The organism is Methylosinus sp. Sm6 (assembly GCF_019802345.1).
Taxonomy (GTDB): Bacteria; Pseudomonadota; Alphaproteobacteria; order Rhizobiales; family Beijerinckiaceae; genus Methylosinus.
Genome location: NZ_JAINDZ010000010.1, coordinates 83,881 through 100,467 on the forward strand (window position 1 = coordinate 83,881; position 16,587 = coordinate 100,467).

General features: G+C 67.5%; 15 protein-coding genes. 3 read left to right on the forward strand and 12 right to left on the reverse strand.

All coding sequences use genetic code 11. The features are described from left to right. Positions 1 to 108: 108 nt before the first annotated feature. Together K3F48_RS09030 and irrA are read right to left on the reverse strand one after the other, a co-directional pair. A complete protein-coding gene (locus K3F48_RS09030) occupies positions 109 to 480 on the reverse strand; it encodes a glyoxalase superfamily protein (RefSeq protein ID WP_222575099.1) in 372 nt (123 codons plus the stop codon). A 22-nt stretch (positions 481 to 502) separates the two neighbouring features. Continuing rightward, positions 503 to 955: an iron response transcriptional regulator IrrA gene (irrA, locus tag K3F48_RS09035; RefSeq protein WP_222575100.1), complete on the reverse strand. Its 453-nt coding sequence runs from the start codon at positions 953 to 955 to the stop codon at positions 503 to 505. Positions 956 to 1,179: 224 nt separating this feature from the next. Here irrA and pstS point away from each other — a divergent pair, with 224 nt between their 5' ends. After that, on the forward strand, positions 1,180 to 2,226 hold the full coding sequence (gene pstS, locus K3F48_RS09040; RefSeq protein WP_222575101.1) for a phosphate ABC transporter substrate-binding protein PstS: 1,047 nt from the start codon (positions 1,180 to 1,182) through the stop codon (positions 2,224 to 2,226). Positions 2,227 to 2,285: 59 nt separating this feature from the next. On the opposite strand, the gene K3F48_RS09045 is transcribed toward pstS, so the two are convergent. The 10 genes from K3F48_RS09045 to K3F48_RS09090 all read right to left on the reverse strand — a co-directional run bounded on the left by K3F48_RS09045 (position 2,286) and on the right by K3F48_RS09090 (position 12,184). Then, entirely contained in the window at positions 2,286 to 3,590 is a 1,305-nt protein-coding gene (locus K3F48_RS09045; protein WP_222575102.1) for an HlyC/CorC family transporter, read from the reverse strand. Positions 3,591 to 3,594: 4 nt separating this feature from the next. Next, positions 3,595 to 5,391 (reverse strand): 3-dehydroquinate synthase, encoded by a 1,797-nt coding sequence (aroB, locus tag K3F48_RS09050; protein ID WP_255608761.1) that lies wholly within the window; start codon positions 5,389 to 5,391, stop codon positions 3,595 to 3,597. Between the two features lie 60 nt (positions 5,392 to 5,451). Next, complete coding sequence (locus tag K3F48_RS09055; protein WP_370631386.1) at positions 5,452 to 6,189, reverse strand: NUDIX hydrolase; 738 nt, start codon at positions 6,187 to 6,189, stop codon at positions 5,452 to 5,454. Then, positions 6,186 to 7,091, reverse strand: coding sequence for a PhzF family phenazine biosynthesis protein (locus K3F48_RS09060; RefSeq protein WP_222575103.1), 906 nt, complete (start codon positions 7,089 to 7,091; stop codon positions 6,186 to 6,188). The genes K3F48_RS09055 and K3F48_RS09060 overlap by 4 nt, the downstream gene beginning before the upstream one ends. A gap of 279 nt (positions 7,092 to 7,370) precedes the next feature. Next, positions 7,371 to 7,835, reverse strand: coding sequence for a nuclear transport factor 2 family protein (locus K3F48_RS09065; RefSeq protein WP_222575104.1), 465 nt, complete (start codon positions 7,833 to 7,835; stop codon positions 7,371 to 7,373). 285 nt (positions 7,836 to 8,120) lie between these two features. Next, positions 8,121 to 8,582 carry a nuclear transport factor 2 family protein gene (locus tag K3F48_RS09070; RefSeq protein WP_222575105.1) on the reverse strand — a complete coding sequence of 154 codons (462 nt, stop codon included), beginning with the start codon at positions 8,580 to 8,582 and terminating at the stop codon, positions 8,121 to 8,123. Positions 8,583 to 8,672: 90 nt separating this feature from the next. Further along, the gene (gene ilvC / locus K3F48_RS09075; protein ID WP_222575106.1) at positions 8,673 to 9,692 is read right to left on the reverse strand and encodes a ketol-acid reductoisomerase; all 1,020 of its coding nucleotides are present in this window, start codon (positions 9,690 to 9,692) and stop codon (positions 8,673 to 8,675) included. Between the two features lie 143 nt (positions 9,693 to 9,835). After that, positions 9,836 to 10,720: an alpha/beta hydrolase fold domain-containing protein gene (locus K3F48_RS09080; protein WP_222575107.1), complete on the reverse strand. Its 885-nt coding sequence runs from the start codon at positions 10,718 to 10,720 to the stop codon at positions 9,836 to 9,838. A gap of 10 nt (positions 10,721 to 10,730) precedes the next feature. Then, a complete protein-coding gene (locus tag K3F48_RS09085; RefSeq protein ID WP_222575108.1) occupies positions 10,731 to 11,594 on the reverse strand; it encodes a tetratricopeptide repeat protein in 864 nt (287 codons plus the stop codon). Beyond that, positions 11,591 to 12,184: a thiamine phosphate synthase gene (locus K3F48_RS09090; RefSeq protein ID WP_222575109.1), complete on the reverse strand. Its 594-nt coding sequence runs from the start codon at positions 12,182 to 12,184 to the stop codon at positions 11,591 to 11,593. Before K3F48_RS09090 ends, K3F48_RS09085 begins: the two co-directional genes overlap by 4 nt. 192 nt (positions 12,185 to 12,376) lie before the next feature. On the opposite strand from K3F48_RS09090, the gene K3F48_RS09095 reads away from it, so the two are divergent. Both K3F48_RS09095 and K3F48_RS09100 read left to right on the forward strand, forming a co-directional pair. Continuing rightward, the gene (locus K3F48_RS09095) at positions 12,377 to 13,624 is read left to right on the forward strand and encodes a glycosyltransferase family 4 protein (protein WP_222575110.1); all 1,248 of its coding nucleotides are present in this window, start codon (positions 12,377 to 12,379) and stop codon (positions 13,622 to 13,624) included. A 547-nt stretch (positions 13,625 to 14,171) separates the two neighbouring features. Next, the gene (locus K3F48_RS09100) at positions 14,172 to 16,580 is read left to right on the forward strand and encodes a TonB-dependent siderophore receptor (protein ID WP_222575111.1); all 2,409 of its coding nucleotides are present in this window, start codon (positions 14,172 to 14,174) and stop codon (positions 16,578 to 16,580) included. The last annotated feature ends 7 nt before the right edge of the window (positions 16,581 to 16,587 follow it).

Consider the following 16,587-nt stretch of genomic DNA (forward strand, 5'->3'; position numbering starts at 1 on the left):
CGTTCTCGAGCGACGACGCGACAAAGGCGTCGCCCCACGGCGGATGGATTGCGTCGCGCCGTTCGCAATGACGGTCTCGCCCTCGCAGCTCGCCGCAACGCGGGAGGCTCAGCTGTCCTTCAGCTCCATGAAGCGGATTCGATTGCCGAAAGGGTCGACCACCGCAAGCTCGAGACGAGAGCCCTCGTCCGTGAGCGCCGGCTTCATATAGCGATAGTCCTTGGCCGCGAGCTCCTCGTGGAGCTCGGCGACGCCGGTCATATAGACGCAGAGGGCGCCGCCCGGCGTCGCATCGCCGGAATGCTCGGAGAGATGTAGCCGCAGCGCGCCGCGCGACAGCTGCGTATAGAGCGGAAAATTCTCACCGTAGCGGTGCTCCCAATCGACGGCGAAGCCGAGAAAGCCGAGATAGAACTCATGCGCCTTGGCGACGTCGAACATACGCAGGATCGGCACGGCCCGCTCGAATTCGATGCTCAAAGGGACGCCCCCCGTTCTGCGCTCACCGCTCGTCCTTCACCAATCTCACCACCACGTCGACGCGGGCGATTCTCATCCCCGGCGGCGGCGCGGGCAGGTTCACGATGTCGACCTCCGAGCCCGGAATATCGACGAGGCCGTCGCCGTCCTCGACCAGGAAATGATGGTGCTCGCTGACATTGGTGTCGAAATAGACGCGCGCGCCGTCGACCGCGATCTCGCGCAGCAGGCCGACATCGGTGAATTGATGCAGCGTGTTGTAGACGGTGGCGAGCGAGACCGGCAGCGCGGCCGCGAGCGCCTCCTCATAGAGCCTCTCCGCCGTCACATGGCGATGCCCCCCGCGGAACAGCAGCTCGCCCAGCGCCACGCGCTGGCGCGTCGGCCGCATGCCGGCGGCGATGAGCCGGCCGCGCAGCCTGCGCGCCGCTTCCCGCACGCGCTCCGCCTCGGCTGTCCGCACTTCGTTCGTCATCGCCCCGCGATCCCGCTCCATTCGTCGCTCTCTACTGAATACAATAGGAAAGCTCACGAAAAAGGACAACTTTTTCCTCTACGCCGCCTCGATCGGCGCACGCGGGACGGCCTCCCGACGAGCAAGAGCTTGGCAGGCCGCCCGCTGTCGTGAGACAAGCAGCGGGTATGACAAAAAGATGACAGCCGCGCTTCGTCCGCGCGGCGAAAAAATGAGACTCTTGCATGCGCATTCGCACATTCGGCCGGGGCGCCGCCGCCTTGCTGGCGACGATCCTCGTCGCCGGGCCAGCCTTCGCTTTCGACATATCCGGAGCCGGGGCGACGTTTCCGCTGCCGGTCTACGCCCGATGGGCGCAGAGCTACAGCAAGGAAACCGGCGACCGGGTCAATTATCAGTCGATCGGCTCCGGCGGCGGCATCCGCCAGGTGAAGGCCCGCACCGTCACCTTCGGCGCCTCGGACCAGCCGCTCACCGCCGCCGAGCTCGACGCGGCCGGCCTCATCCAATGGCCGCAGGTGGCGGGCGGCGTCGTCGCCGTCGTCAATCTCGATGGAATCAAAGCCGGCGACATCGTCATCGACGGGACGACTCTCGCGCGCATCTTTCTCGGCGAGATCACGCGCTGGGACGATGCGGCGATCGCGCGGCTCAATCCGCAGACCAGGCTGCCGCCGCTGCCGATCGTCGTCGTGCATCGCTCCGACGGGTCCGGCACCACCTTCTGCTTCACCGATTATCTCTCGCGCGCCTCCGCGGACTGGAAGGCGAAGGTCGGCGAGAATGTCGCGGTGGATTGGCCGCTCGGCGTCGGCGCCAAGGGCAATGAGGGCGTCGCCAACAATGTCGCCAACGCCAAGGGCGCGATCGGCTATGTCGAATACGCCTATGCGAAACAGAACGGCCTGACGGTCGTTCACATGATCAATCACGACGGCAAGATCGTCGCGCCGGGCAGGGAGAGCTTTCGCGCCGCCGCCGCCAACGCCGATTGGGCGCATGCGCCGGGCTTCTTCCGCCTGCTGACCGATCAGCCCGGCGAGCGGTCCTGGCCGATCGCCGCCGCCACCTTCATCCTGCTGCCGAAGGCCCCGAAGGATGCGGAGGCGGCGCGCGTCGCGCTGAAATTCTTCGATTGGGCGTTCGTCAAAGGCGGCGCGGCGGCGGAGGAGCTCGATTATGAGCCGATGCCGTCGTCGGTGGTCGCGCTGATCCGCAAGAGCTGGAGCGAGAATTTGAAGGACGCGGAAGGAAGGCCGCTGGTCCGTTGAAGAACGGCGCGCTCCTTCTCCCGCAGGGCGGGAGAAGGAGCGCGCGTCGAGAGCCCGCCTCACCCCGCCGGCTTCGCCTCGGCCGGCGTCACCTTCAGCACGGTGATGCGATTGCGCATCTTGCGCATCACTTCGAAGCGGAAGCCGTGGAAGTTGAACACCTGGCCCGCTTCCGGAATGGCCGCCGCCTCGTGGATCACGAGGCCGGCGACGGTCGTCGCCTCCTCGTCGGGCAGGCTCCATTCCATCACGCGGTTGAGATCGCGCACCGGTACCGCGCCGTCGACCAGCACCGAGCCGTCGGTCTGCGGGCGCACGCCCTGCATCGCGAGATCGTGCTCGTCGCGAATGTCGCCGACGATCTCCTCCAAAATATCCTCGAGCGTCACGAGGCCCATCACCTCGCCATATTCGTCGACGACCAGCGCGAAATGCGTCTTGCGCTTCAAGAACGCCTGCAGCTGATCTTCCAGCGAGGTCGACTCCGGCACGAACCAGGGCTCGAGCGCGATGTCGTCGATGTTCAGCCGGGAGAAATCGGCCTTCACCGCATCGAGCGCGCGCAAAAGATCCTTGGAATGAATGACGCCGATGAAATTATCCGGCCGGTCGCGCCAAAGGGGCATGCGCGTGAAGGGTGAGGCCAGCACCTCGCGCACGATCTCGTCGGGCGGCAGATCGGCGTCGATCGTGCGCATCTTGGTGCGATGGATCATCACATCGCCGACATGCAGAATCTGCAGATCGAGCACGCCGCCGAACATGTCGCGCCAATTGCGCTCGACCGTCCCCTCCTCGTGCAGAATGTCGACGGCGCTCTTCAATTCGTCATAGGGCGACAGCAGCGTGCGGCCATGGCCGATCTCGACGCCGAACAGCTTCAGCACCGCGCGCACGAAGGCCTCCACCGCGACCAGCAGCGGGCCGAACACGGCGACAAACACATTTATGACGCGCGCGACGCGCAGCGACAGGCGGTCGGGATGATTGATCGCCACCGTCTTCGGCAGCACCTCGGCGAAGACGAGCAGCAGCACCGTCATGATGATGGTTGCGTAGATCGCGCCGCTCTCGCCGGTCAGATAGACGAGCACGCTGGTGGTGAAGGCCGAGCCGCCGATATTGACCAGCGTGCTGCCGAGCAGCAGCGCCGCGATCATGCGATTGCGCTGGCGCAGCAGCCGGTTCACCAGACTGGCGCGCCTGTCGCCCTCCTTCTCCAGCGCGTGCATATGCGCATGGGAGGCGGCGGTCAGCGCCGTCTCCGAGGCCGAGAAGAAGGCCGACAGCAGCACGCAGAGCAGCACGATGGCCGAGGCGAGCCAGATGTCGATGTCGAGGCCGGTGTCGGCGCCGCCGTGCATGGGGCTACTCGCGCGCCATCTCGTCTTTCAGGAAGCTGCGCGCGGCGTCCACATCGACGCCCTTGGCGACGAAGGAGCGGCCGATGCCGCGCAGCAGGACGAAGGTGAGCGCGCCCTTCTCGACCTTCTTGTCCTGGAACATCGCATCGAGCACCGAATCGGCGTCGGCGCGCCAGCCGGGAATGTCGCGAATGCGGGTCGGCAGGCCGACGCGCGTCAGATGACGCTCGACGCGCTCGGCCTCCTGCAGGCTGCACAAGCCGAGCCGCGCCGAGAAGCGCAGCGCGCAGACGAGGCCGATGGCGACGCCCTCGCCATGCACCAGACGAGCGCTGTCGTAATGCACGAGACGCTCGAAGGCGTGGCCGAACGTATGTCCGAGATTGAGCAGCGCGCGGTCGCCCTGCTCGGTCTCGTCGCGCGCGACGATCTTCGCCTTGGCGCGGCAGCTCACCGAAATCGCCTCGACGCGCGCGGCGCGATCGGCGAAGACGGCCGAGGCGTTGCTCTCCAGCCATTCGAAGAAGAAGAAATCGTCGATGAGGCCGTATTTGACGATCTCGGCATAGCCGGCGCGGAACTCGCGCAGCGGCAATGTGGCGAGCGCGTCGACATCGGCCAGCACCAGCGACGGCTGGTAGAAGGCGCCGACGAGATTCTTGCCTTGCGCCGTGTTGATGCCGGTCTTGCCGCCGACCGACGAATCGACCTGCGCCAGCAGCGTCGTCGGAATCTGCACGAAGCGCGATCCGCGGCGCACGCTCGCCGCGGCGAAGCCGGCGAGATCGCCGACGACGCCGCCGCCGAGCGCGACGACGACGTCGCGCCGCTCGATCCTCGCCTCGAGAATCTGCTCGCAGACGCTCTGGAACACGGGAAAGGATTTCGAGCCTTCGCCCGGCTCGACGACGATCACGCTCGAACGAATTCCGCGCGCCTCGAGGCTGTGGCGCAGCACCGGCAGCTGCAGCCGCGCGACATTGGCGTCGGTGACGATGGCGCAGGCCGCGCCCGGCGCGACGCGGGCGATATGGTCGCCGGCCTGATCGAGCAGGCCGGCGCCGATGATGATGTCATAGGCGCGCTCGCCGAGGCCGACGGGGACAGTCTGCGGTTCGATGGCGCGCGGCGGCGGCCGCGAGGTCATGAAGCGGGCGAGATCCGCCGTCGCGGCCGCATTCTCCGGCTCTCCCTTCGCCCAGCCATAGAGAGCCGCCAAAGTCTCCTCCACCATCACCTCATGCGCGACATCGCGCGACAGCACGGCAATATCCGCCTGCCGATAGACCGGATAGCGCTCGTCCATCAGCCGGCGCAGCACCGCGGCGGGATCGCTGGTCTGCAGCAGCGGACGATCGCCCTTGCGGCGCACGCGGCGCAGCAGCACGTCATGGGCGGCGTCGAACCAGACGGAGACGCCCTGCTCCCTGATTCGCTCGCGCGTGCCCTCGTCCATGAAGGCGCCGCCGCCGGTCGCCAGAATGCAAGGCTCGCCGGCGAGCAGCCGCGCGATGACGCGCCGCTCGCAATTGCGGAAATGCGCTTCGCCATATTTCGCGAAAATATCGGGGATCGACATGCCCGCCGCGGCGGCGACGATCTCGGCGTCGGCGTCCTTGAACGGCATGGCCAGCCGTTGCGCGAGGCGCTGGCCGATCGAGGTCTTGCCGGAGCCCATCATGCCGACGAGCACGATCGAGCGGCCGCCGAGCGCGGCGCGCAAAATCGCGCCGCCGCGTCCGTCGCCCGGCCAGCCGACCCGCGCCGGCTCGGTTTCGCCTATTGCTTGCGCTTTGTTCATGGCCCGGCAATCTACACTGCGTCCGCCGGAAATTCAGCACCGATTCATGGCTTGCGCCCTCTATTCGGGCAATAACGGCTCCAAAAAGCGGCGGATGAAGTCGAGCAGCCGCGGCTCGGCGAGGTCGGCGCGGCGGGCGGCCATGCGCACGCCGGCGAGCTCGGGCTTCTCCTGCGTTGCGATGAAGGCGCCGATCCGCCGCTCGAGCGCCGCCGCCGTCTCGGCGCAATGGGCGATGCGCAGGCAGGCGACGCGGGACCCCGCCCGCACGATGGTCCAGCGCGGCTCGAGCCGCACCTCCTCGGGCGCGACGCCGGTCTCCTCATGCAGCTCGCGCAGGAGATTACTCTCGAGATCGACGAAGCCGTCGCGAATATCGCTCGGATCCGGCGTGCCGGCGGGAAAATAAATCGCGCCCGCGGCGGAATGGCCCGCCCCCATCTCGCCGAGCAGGAAGGCCCCGTCCGCCGAGCGCAGCGCCGGCATGGAGAAGCAATTGCGCACGCCCTCCCCCGGAAAGCCGAAGTCGCGCCAGGCCAGGAAGCGGGAAAAGCGCGTCGGAAAAAATTGGACGCGCAATGTCGTCGAGCCGTCGGCCTCGCGGGCGTTCTCGGCCTCGCGCGCCATCAGAACCGGGCCGTCGTAGAGCGCGGGATTGGCGGCGAGGCGCGCGCGCCAATGCGCGTCGATCTCCTCCGACCGCAGGCGCTCGAAATCCCAATCATGCGCGCAGACGACGCAGCGCAAGCGATCGACGGTCGAGAGCTCGATCGGCGGAGGCGGATTTCGCCCGCTCACAGATCGAGCTCCCCGCTCAGCACGCCGATCGCCTGCCCGGCGACGGAGACCGCGACGAGCGCCCCCGATTCGACTCGCGAGCCGACGATGAGCCGCGACGGGCGCCCCATATCGATCCCCTGCTCGATGACGAATTCATGCTCGCCGTCCTCCGGCTGCTCGAAGGCGTGGGCGACGCCGGCGAAGGCGGCGGCCGCCGCGCCGGTCGCCGGATCCTCGGCCACGCCGGCGCCGGGGGCGAACATGCGGGCGCAGACGGCGCTCGCCGCGTCGTCGGTTTCGCTCGTGTAGACATAGGCGCCGAGCGCCGAGCCCAGCGCGGCCGGAAGCGCCGCTGCGTCCGGCCGCGCGCGGCGGAGGGCGGCGCGAGAGGCGACCGGAACGAAGAGCAGCTCGACGCCCGCCGAGAAGACCGAAGGCGCGTGCCGGCGAAAGCCGATCTCCTGCGGCTCGAGCCCGAGCGCGCCGGCGATCAGCGCCGGCGCGGCCGCCGCCGCCCCCCGCTGCGGCAGTCGCGGGGCGAAAAGACGCGCGAGCGAGACGCCGTCGGCGGAGCGGGCGACCTCGCAGCGAAGCACGCCGACCGGCTCCTCGAGCGCGATGACCAGTCCTTGGCGCGCCAGCATGTCCGGGGCCCGCCGCCAGGCGATCAGCGCCGCCGCGCCGATCGTCGGATGCCCCGCGAAAGGCAGCTCGACGGCGGGCGTGAAGATGCGCAGCCGCGCCGTGTTCACCGGGTCGCGCGGCTCCAAGACGAACACCGTCTCGCTCAAATTGAACTCGCGCGCGATTTTCTGCATCGTCGCGCCGTCGAGCGCGTCGGCGCCGAGCACGACCGCGAGCGGATTGCCGGCGAGGCGCCGATCGGTGAAAACGTCGAGCGTGTGGAAGCGCAGCTTCATCGCGCATGACTCCTTTGCGATATCTTCGATTTCGAAGCTCTCACGCGAGCCTGAAGGCTCGCCTTCAAATTTGTCGACGCAAGCCACTCGTGAGCTGCGTCACTCGAACTGAAGAGCCCCCCTCCCTGACCCTCCCTCGCTTCGCGGGAGAGGGGCGCGCCGACGTTTCGCGAACTTCATATGAAGCGCCGAATCTGCTCCCTCTCCCGCGAAGGGGGAAGCGGGGGAGGGGGCGCAGGCACATTCGCGTTCCGTGAACAGCGCTCGTTCAGCACAAGCTCACGGCCAGCTCGATTCGTCCTGCATCGCCAATATCGCCATCGTATCGCGAAACTCGATCATTTCCACGATGCGGCCATTCTCGAAACGGGCGAAATCCGCGAGATCGACGCAGCCGCGCCGGCCGGTGCCGCGATGGCGCCATTCGACCCGGCGCCGCATCGCCACGCGGCCGCCGTCGACGATGATGTCCTCGACCTCGTGATTCGACTGCTCGAACTCGATATTGATGGCGCGCACGATGCCGATCAGAGCCTCTATGCCGATATGCCGGCCGGCATAGGGAATGCGCGACTTGTCGCCGACGAACTCGCAGGCGACATCCGGCGAATAGAGGCCGCGCAACAAGGCGAAATCGGCCGGCGTGTCGGGGCGCCAGCAGGCGAGCAGACGGGCGCGGCGGACGATCTCGGCGCGATCGAGGCCCGGCGGGCGAGCGGCAAATAAATCGTCGAAATCGCTCATTCACGGCCTCTACGGACGCGTCGACGGGGCTTGCTGCACTCTGCCGCCGGGCGCCCTCGCCGCCCGCCGGCCAGCTCGGCCGTCGGGCCGAACGAACTCACTCACTTGTCGAGGCCAGGGCGATCGGGTGAAGGATAAAATCCCCAATCCTCGTCCCGAGGAGCCGCCGCAGGCGGCGTCTCGAAGGATGGCCGCGGGGCGACGTCAAAGGCTTCTCCCCGTTGCCGTCCTTCGAGACGCCCGCTTCGCGGGCTCCTCAGGACGAGGGGTTAGGGATATAGACCTTCACACGATTCCCCTGTTGTCGAGGCGCGCCTCGCTCGCTGTCGCCCCCCAGCCATGATAATCGAGATATTCGAATACCTCGACGATCGATCCGTTTCGCCAGCGCAAGAAATGCGCCATGTCGAGCGTGGCGACCCGGCCCGTCCCGCGCTGGCGCCAGGAATTGCGCCAGCGCACCGCCCCCCGCTCGCCTTGCGCCAGAATGTCGAGCACCTCGAAGCCGAGCGGCTCGTATTCGACGTCGGTGAGACGGATATTCTCGCGGAACTCCTCGACGCCGTGCAGCTCGCCGGGAAGGAATAGCCCTTCTTTTGTGCAACGGTAATGAACGACGACGTCCGGCGCGAAATATTGCATCATCGCGTCGATCGCCCCCGCCATGCGGAGCTGCGTGATCGCGAAGATGTCGCGCTTCAGCGCGCGGCCACGCCCTTCGTCCCTGTCGTCGGCCTCAGGCTGCAATCGCTCTCTCCCGCCACACGCGAGAGCCAGCCGGCCCTCGCGTCTGGCGCGCGGTTCGAGCGCGCGATGTCGGTCCGCCTCCGGCGGCGCTCAGTTACGGTCCTTGTCGACCAGACGGTTCTTGCCGATCCACGGCATCATGCCGCGCAGACGGGCGCCCACTTCCTCGATCGGATGGGCGGCGTTGCGCGCGCGGGTCGCCTTGAACGACGTCTGGCTGACCTTGTTCTCGAGCATCCAGTCGCGGGTGAACTTGCCGGACTGGATGTCCTCCAGCACGCGCTTCATCTCGGCCTTGGTGTCCTTGGTGATGATGCGCGGGCCGGTGACATATTCGCCATATTCGGCCGTGTTGGACACCGAATAATTCATATTGGCGATGCCGCCCTCGTAGATGAGGTCGACGATGAGCTTCACCTCGTGGAGGCACTCGAAATAGGCCATCTCCGGCGCATAGCCGGCCTCGACCAGGGTCTCGAAGCCATTGCGGATCAGCTCGACGAGGCCGCCGCAGAGCACGACCTGCTCGCCGAAGAGATCGGTCTCGCATTCCTCGCGGAAGCTCGTCTCGATGATGCCGGCGCGGCCGCCGCCGATCGCCGAGGCGTAGGAGAGGCCGAGCTCCAGCGCATTGCCGGAGGCGTTCTGATGCACGGCGATGAGGCAGGGAACGCCGCCGCCCTTCAGATATTCGCCGCGCACCGTATGGCCGGGGCCCTTGGGCGCGACCATGATGACGTCGAGATCCTTGCGCGGCTCGATGAGGTTGAAGTGGATGTTGAGGCCATGGGCGAAGAACAGCGCCGCGCCGGGCTTCAGGTTCGGGGCGAGCTCGGCGGCGTAGATCTCGCCCTGCAGCTCGTCCGGCGTCAGCATCATGACGACATCGGCCCATTTGGCCGCCTCGGCAACCTCCAGCACCTTGACGCCGGCGCCCTCCGCCTTCTTGGCGGAGGCGGAGCCCTTGCGCAGGGCGACAGCCACATCGGCGACGCCGGAATCCTTGAGGTTCAGGACGTGGGCATGGCCTTGGCTGCCATAGCCGACCACTGCGACCTTCTTGCCCTTGATCAGATTGATATCGGCATCCCGATCGTAATAGACGCGCATGTGCCTTTCGTCCTGCGGTTGGCGACGACCTCCCCTCCCTCTTCGAGGATGAGCGATGGTCGATATGTCAATATCCGAGTTCCCGCCCTTCTACGCGGCGAAACGCGGAAGGTCAAAGGGCGTGACCGCAGGGCGGCGGCTTCTCATTGCGATCGAGCCGCCGCGCGGCCGGCGAGAAACGCCGCCGCCTCGGCGAGCGAGCGGCGCGCCTCCGGCATGAAGGCGGCGCCCAGCTGCCAGCCATGCGGCACGACCGGCCAGACCTTCAGCTCGACCTCGACGCCCGCCGCCGCGGCGCGTTCGGCGAGGCGGCGGGAATCATCGAGCAGCAGCTCGTCGGCGCCGACATGCAGCAGCAGCGGCGGCAATCCGCCGAGCTCCGCGTGGAGCGGCGAGGCGAACGGATCGCGCGCGCTCGCGCGGCCGAGATATTGGCGGGCGGCGAGCTTCAGGGCGCGGCGGGTGAAGATCGGGTCCGCGCCTTCATTGTCGCGCGCCGAGGCGCCGGCGGCGGCGAGATCGGTCCAGGGCGAGAACAGAGCGAGCGCGCGCGGCAAAGGCGCGCCGCGCGCGCGCAGGCGCAGCGCCAGCGCCAGCGCAAGGCCGCCGCCGGCCGAATCGCCGGCGAGCACGATGCGCTCGGCGTCTTGCGCGATCGCGTCATAGGCCGCGGCGACATCGTCGAGGGCGGCCGGAAACACATGAGCGGGGGCGAGCCGATAGGCCGGCGCGAAGACGTCGAAGCCAGCGCGGGCGAAGGCGCCGGCGATCGGCCGACCGCCGCGCGGCGATCCGGCGAAAAATGCGCCGCCATGCAGATAGAGGAGCGTCGCCACGGGCGCGGGGCGGCCGGATCGCGTCCATTCGCCGGCGAGCCGCGGGTCCGCCTCCCGTCGCGCCCCATCCGGCCAGGGCCAGCGCATATCGAGCGCCCGCGCCGCCGCCTCGAGGCCGCGCTCGCCGGAAAGCAGCGGACGCAGGCGCCGGCGCAGATAAGCGCATGCGAGACGCGCGGCGAGGCTCGCCATGTCCGGCGGCCTATTTCACCGCGGAGGCCGAGAGCAGCGCGTCGAGCTTGTCGTCGACGAGCCCCGCCGCCCGGGCGCGATTGTTCCAGCGCGCCGCCTCGGCGAGATTCTTGTCGACGCCGAGGCCCTCGGCGAGCAGGCGGGCGAGGCGGTTTTCGGCGACGGCGTTGCCGGCCTCGGCGGCGCGGCGCAGAAGAGCCACCGCGCCGGCGCGGTCGCGGGCGACGCCGGCGCCGTTGAACTCCAGAATGGCGAGCTCGACCATCGCCGCCGAATGGCCGCCGGCGACGGCGCGGCGCAGCCATTGCGCCGCCTCCTTCGCATCCTGGCCGACGCCGCGGCCGCTCTTGAACAGCAGGCCGAGCGCATAAGCGGCGTCGGCGTCGTCGAGCGCGGCGGCGCGGCGGAAGAAGCCGATGGCGCGGGCGAAGTCGGGCGCGCCGCCGTCGTTCTCCAGCGCCAGCTCGCCGAGCAGGTTGAGCGCCGCCGGATGATTCTGCGCGGCGGCCCTCTCGAGATAAAAGCGGGCGCGGGGGCGGTCCTTGGGCGTGTCGCGCCCGGTCAGCGTCGCCGCGCCGAACAGATAGGCCGCGTCCTTGCCGCCGAAATCGGCCGCGCGGCGGAACCAGCGCATCGCCTCGGCCGGATCGCGCGCGACGCCGGCGCCGTCGAGATGGAGCCGGCCGATCAAAGTGAGCGCGGCGATGTCCTTGGGATCGGCGGCGAGGCGCTTGTTCGCCTCGCCCATGGCGGCGATATAGTCGCCGCGCTGATAGGCCCCGAAGGCGAGATCGGGCGCTGGCGGCGCCCCCTCCCCGCGAGCGGCGGCCGCGGCGAGAACAATACTCAGCGAGACCGCGCGCGCGAGTCTCATGGCGCGCCTCCGGCGAGGCGGGAGGCCTCGCGCATCGCCTCGGCGGGGCCGCGCGGATCGTCCCAGACGAAATCGCCGATCATCACGAATTCGGCGCCGGTGGCGGCGAGCGGGCCGATGTCCTCGAGCCGCCGCGCCAGCGCGACGCAGGGCGTCTCGAAAATCTCCGCCCACCAGGCGGCGCGCTCCAGAGCCTGCTCGAAATCTCCGTCGAACAGCAGATAATCCGCGCCGGCTTCGCCCGCCCGCATGGCGTCGTCGCGGGTCTCGAGGCCGCCGACGCCGACGATGAAATCCGGATGCAGGCGCTTCAGCGCGGCGGCGAGGCGCTTCTCGTCGTGAGAGACATGCAGCCCGTCCGCTCCGCAGCGGGCGACGCGCTCGGCTTCGCCTTCCAGCATCAAAGCGATGTCGCGCTTCTGCGTCAGCGCGGCGACGGCCCGGACCGTCTCGTCCCCGGCGCCTTCGCCGAGCCGCAGCAGCAGGCTCGCGACATCGGCCGCCTCCAGCGCCTCCCGCAGGACGGGCAGAAAGGCGTCGGCGGCCGTGACGAGCGGTGTCACGAGGTAGAGACGAGCAGGTTCGGACATGGGCTCTTCCTTAACGGCGAGCGCGGCGGGTTTCAAACGGTGTAAGCGGCGATCGTGGCGATTACGCAGACGGCGTCTTCTGCAGGTCCGCAAACAGAACGGGCAGGTCGGCGACTCGCCGCGCCGCCTCGCTTACGCCGGCTTAAGTCCTTCTCGGCCAAGCTCTGCGCGCATCATTCTCCGGAGTCCGCCATGGCCGCCCCTCATCCGACCGTCGTCATCTGCGCGGATCATGCTTTTGTCTCCGGCGGACAGGCGAAGGTGGCGATCGAGAGCGCGCTGGGGCTCGCGGCGCATGGCGCGCGGCCGATCCTGTTCGCCGCCGCCGCGCCGGTCGACGAGCGTCTGACCGAGGCCGGCGTCGAGGTCGTCTGCCTCGATCAGCATGATCTGCTCGGCAACCCCTCGCTCGCCGCCGCCGCTCTGCAAGGCGCGTGGAATTTTCGCGCGGCGCGCGCGCTCGCCGATCTGCTCGCGCTTCTGCCGAAGGACGAGACCATCGTCCACGTGCATGGCTGGGCCAAGGCGCTCTCGCCGGCCATCGCCGCGCCGATCCGCGCCTCCGGCATGCCGGCGCTCTACACGCTGCACGAATATTTTTTGTTCTGCCCCAACGGCGGCTTTTATGATTTTCAGGCCAATGAGGCATGCCGGCGCACGCCGCTCTCGGCCGCCTGCTGGTCGAGGAATTGCGACAGCCGCGATTATCCGCGCAAGCTCTGGCGCAACGCCCGTCTCGCCGTGGCGCGGGGCGTCGCGCGCCTGCCCGAGATTTTTTCGGATTTCATCTGCATCTCGGATTATCAGCAAAAGATTGTCGCGCCCTTCCTGCCGAAGAGCGCGCGCCTGCATCGCCTGTCCAATCCGATCGACTGCGAGGACCTCGGGCGCAAGAGCGCGCCGGCCTCGGGCGAGGCGATCTTCGTCGGGCGCCTTTCGGCCGAGAAGGGCGCCTTTCTCTTCGCCGAGGCGGCGGCGCGGACGGGCCTTCGCCCGGTGTTCATCGGCGACGGGCCGATCGCCGAGACCTTGCGCGCGCGCTTCCCCGATGCGCGCTTTCTCGGCTGGCTGCCGCCGAATCAGGTGCGCGCGCAGATGCGCGCGGCGCGCGCGCTGGTGTTTCCCTCGCTCTGGTACGAGGGCCAGCCGCTCACCGTGCTGGAGGCCAAGGCCATGGGCACGCCGATCATCGTCTCCGATATTTGCGCCGGCCGCGAGGAGGTGGAGGACGGCGTGAGCGGGCTGTGGTTTGCGAGCGGCGACGTCGATGCGCTCGCCGCCGCGCTGCTTCGGCTGCAGGACGACGCGCTGGTCGCGCGGCTTTCCGACGGGGCCTATGACGCCTTCTGGCGCGATCCGCCGACGCTGGACCGGCATGTCGAGCGCATTCTGGTCGCCTATGCCGAGCTGATCGAGCGTCGTCGAGCCGCGGCCGCCTGAGTAGCTTTTTTTTTCCGGCGTCATCCGCCGCGCGCCGTATTGCGTCGCCGCGGCCGAAGGCGCGAGGACAGCCTTCTCCCGCGCCGCAGATTCGTCTCGGCGGAGCATTTATCGCGACGAGGAGAAGACGCGGCGTTCCGCAGCCGACGGCGCGAAACGAATGAAAATCTATGGAAATCGGGCGTGATAGACTAATTATGGCATCATACCATAGATAACAAGTGCAATATCACGATTTGTGGCAATTATTGTATATTTTATTCTATGCATATGCCGGTATATCGGCGCGATCGATTCAAAAAAATGTTGCATATATAGAAATACATCGTCTAGCTTGAGAAATATTGCGCGGGATCGTCGCTTCAAAGACCTTCTTCTGGACGCGCTTTGGCGTCGTGAAGCGCATTGATCTCAACGGAGATGATAAATGACTTGTTTTGGGCTGGATAGCCGACCGATCATCGAAAGTCTCGGCCGTCATCCTCGATCGGAACGGCGATCGCGCGCGGCCTCGCTCGGCGCCAGCGTGCTGGCGATGGCTGTTTCCATGGCCACAGGCGCGGCGGGGCAGGAGCGCGCCTCGGCCGGGCGGGCGCAGGCCAAGGAGACCGTCGAGGACATTATCGTGACCGGCACGCGCGACTATGGCGTCAAGGCGCGCGAGAGCGCGGCGCCGGTCACCGTGATCAGCAGCGAGCGGCTGAAGGCGACCGGCCGAACCAATCTCGTCGATGCGCTCCAGCGCCTCGAGCCCACCTATTCGATCTATGGCGTCGGCGGCGATCTCAACAATCTCGTGCGCTCGCCGCGACTGCGCGGGCTCACCGCCAGCCATGTGCTGGTGCTCGTCAACGGCAAGAGGCGCCACGGCACGGCCAATCTCTCCTCGACCGGCTTCACCAAAGGCGCGGCCGGCGCCGATCTCGATCTCATTCCCGTCGCCCTCGTCGACCACATCGAAATTCTGGAGGATGGCGCCGCGGCTCAATACGGCTCCGACGCGATCGCCGGAGTGATCAACATCATATTGAAGAATTCGCCCGAGGGCGGCGGCGTGTCGGCGCTCGTCGGCTCTTATGGCGCCAGCTATAATCCAAACACGCATGGCAATGGGCTGACGCGCAATCTGCAAGCCGACGCGGCCTTTCCGCTGGGCGAGACCGGCTTCCTCGATCTCGGCGCCGACCTCACCTCGCATCTGCACAGCAATCAGACCGGCCCCGATCGGACGCAGTCCGGAAACGGGCTGCGCGTCGGTCCCGGAACCGCCTATCCGTGGGTCGATCCCAATGTCGCGTCCATCATCGGCGACGCGGCTTACATCAATGGAACGGCGGGGCTCAATGCGGGCTTCACGCTCGACAACGACGTCGAGCTCTATCTGTTCGGCACGGGAGCCGGACGGCGCGGCGAGTCGTTCCAGAATTACCGCGCGCCCAATCTCAATGGAACCGCGCCGTCGAAGATCATCGACATCAACGGCTTCGTGCCGGCCGAGACGATCCATGAGGAGGATTGGAGCCTCACCGGCGGCGCCAGGGGCAAGATCTTCGACGATGTGCGATGGGATCTCGCTTTGACCTATGGCTCCGACAAGATCGATGTCGGCCTCAACCAATCCGCGAATGTGGCCTTGTTCAACGACACGCTCGCGGCGACCGGCGTCGGCTGGACGCCGCGCCAATTCTATATCGGACAATATTTCCGTACCGAGCGGACGATCAATCTCGATCTGCGCAAGGAAGTCGCGCCGAGCTTTCTCTCATTTCCGGTCAATGTCGCGATCGGAGCCGAAAATCGCAACGAGACCTATGCGGTGCGGCGCGGCGATTTCTTTTCCTATTACTCGTCGGGACCGTCCGCCTGGGTCGGCATAAGGCCCACGGACGAGAGCGATCACGCCCGCGATTCTTTCGCCGGCTATGCCGACCTCAGCGCCAAGCCCTTGCCGCAATGGAAGATCGACATCGCCGGACGCTATGAGACCTATAGCGATTTCGGCGACACGGTGAACGGCAAATTATCCACCCGCTACGATATTCTGCCGCAGCTCGGCGTGCGCGGCACGGTCAGCACCGGCTTTCGCGCGCCGACGCTCGCCGAGGAATATTTTTCCCAGACCACCGTCTCGCCCACCATCGCCAATGTGGTGCTGCCGCCCAATTCGGCAGCCGCGCGCGTCGCGGGCGCCGAGCCGCTGAAGCCCGAGAAGTCGACCAATATCAGCGTCGGCGTGGTGGCCGAGCCGTTGAAGGACCTGCATGTCTCGGTCGACGCCTATCAGATCGACCTGCGCGACCGCATCGTCGCGACCGGCGGCCTCACCGGCGCCGCGGCGCTCGCCGCCATCGCCGCGAGCGGCAATGCATTGCAGGCCGGAGCCGCGGGTTCCGTCAGCTTCTTCGTGAACGGCGCCGACACGCGCACGCGCGGCGTCGATGTGAAGGCGGACTATGCCTATGACCTCGGGGCTTACGGCGCGGTTCGCCTCGATGCGGCGGCGAGCTTTCTCGAGACGACGATTCTCTCCGTCGCGGCGGCTCCGGCCCCGTTCAACGGCGCGCCTCTGCTCAGCGCGGCGGCGCGCTCCAACATCACCGATCTCACCCCGCGCACGAAAGTCGTCTTCGGCGGCTCCTATCTCTACGACGCCTGGACCGTCTCGCTGCATTTCACGCAATATGGGACTGTCAGCGCGGTCAGCGCCTCGCCGCTGACCGGCGCCGCCCCCTTCTTCACCAATGTCATCACGCCGAAATTCATCACCGATGGCGAGATCGCCTATGATTTCGGCTCGGGCCTGCGCGCGGCCATCGGCGGGAACAATCTGTTCGGCGTGCGGCCCGACCAGACCAACCCCCTCTCGCGCAGCTTCGGCGCCGCGATCTTTCCGGCCTTCTCGCCCTTCGGCGTCAATGGCGGATATTATTACATCCGCGCCTCGCTGCGGTTTTAGAGAAAGC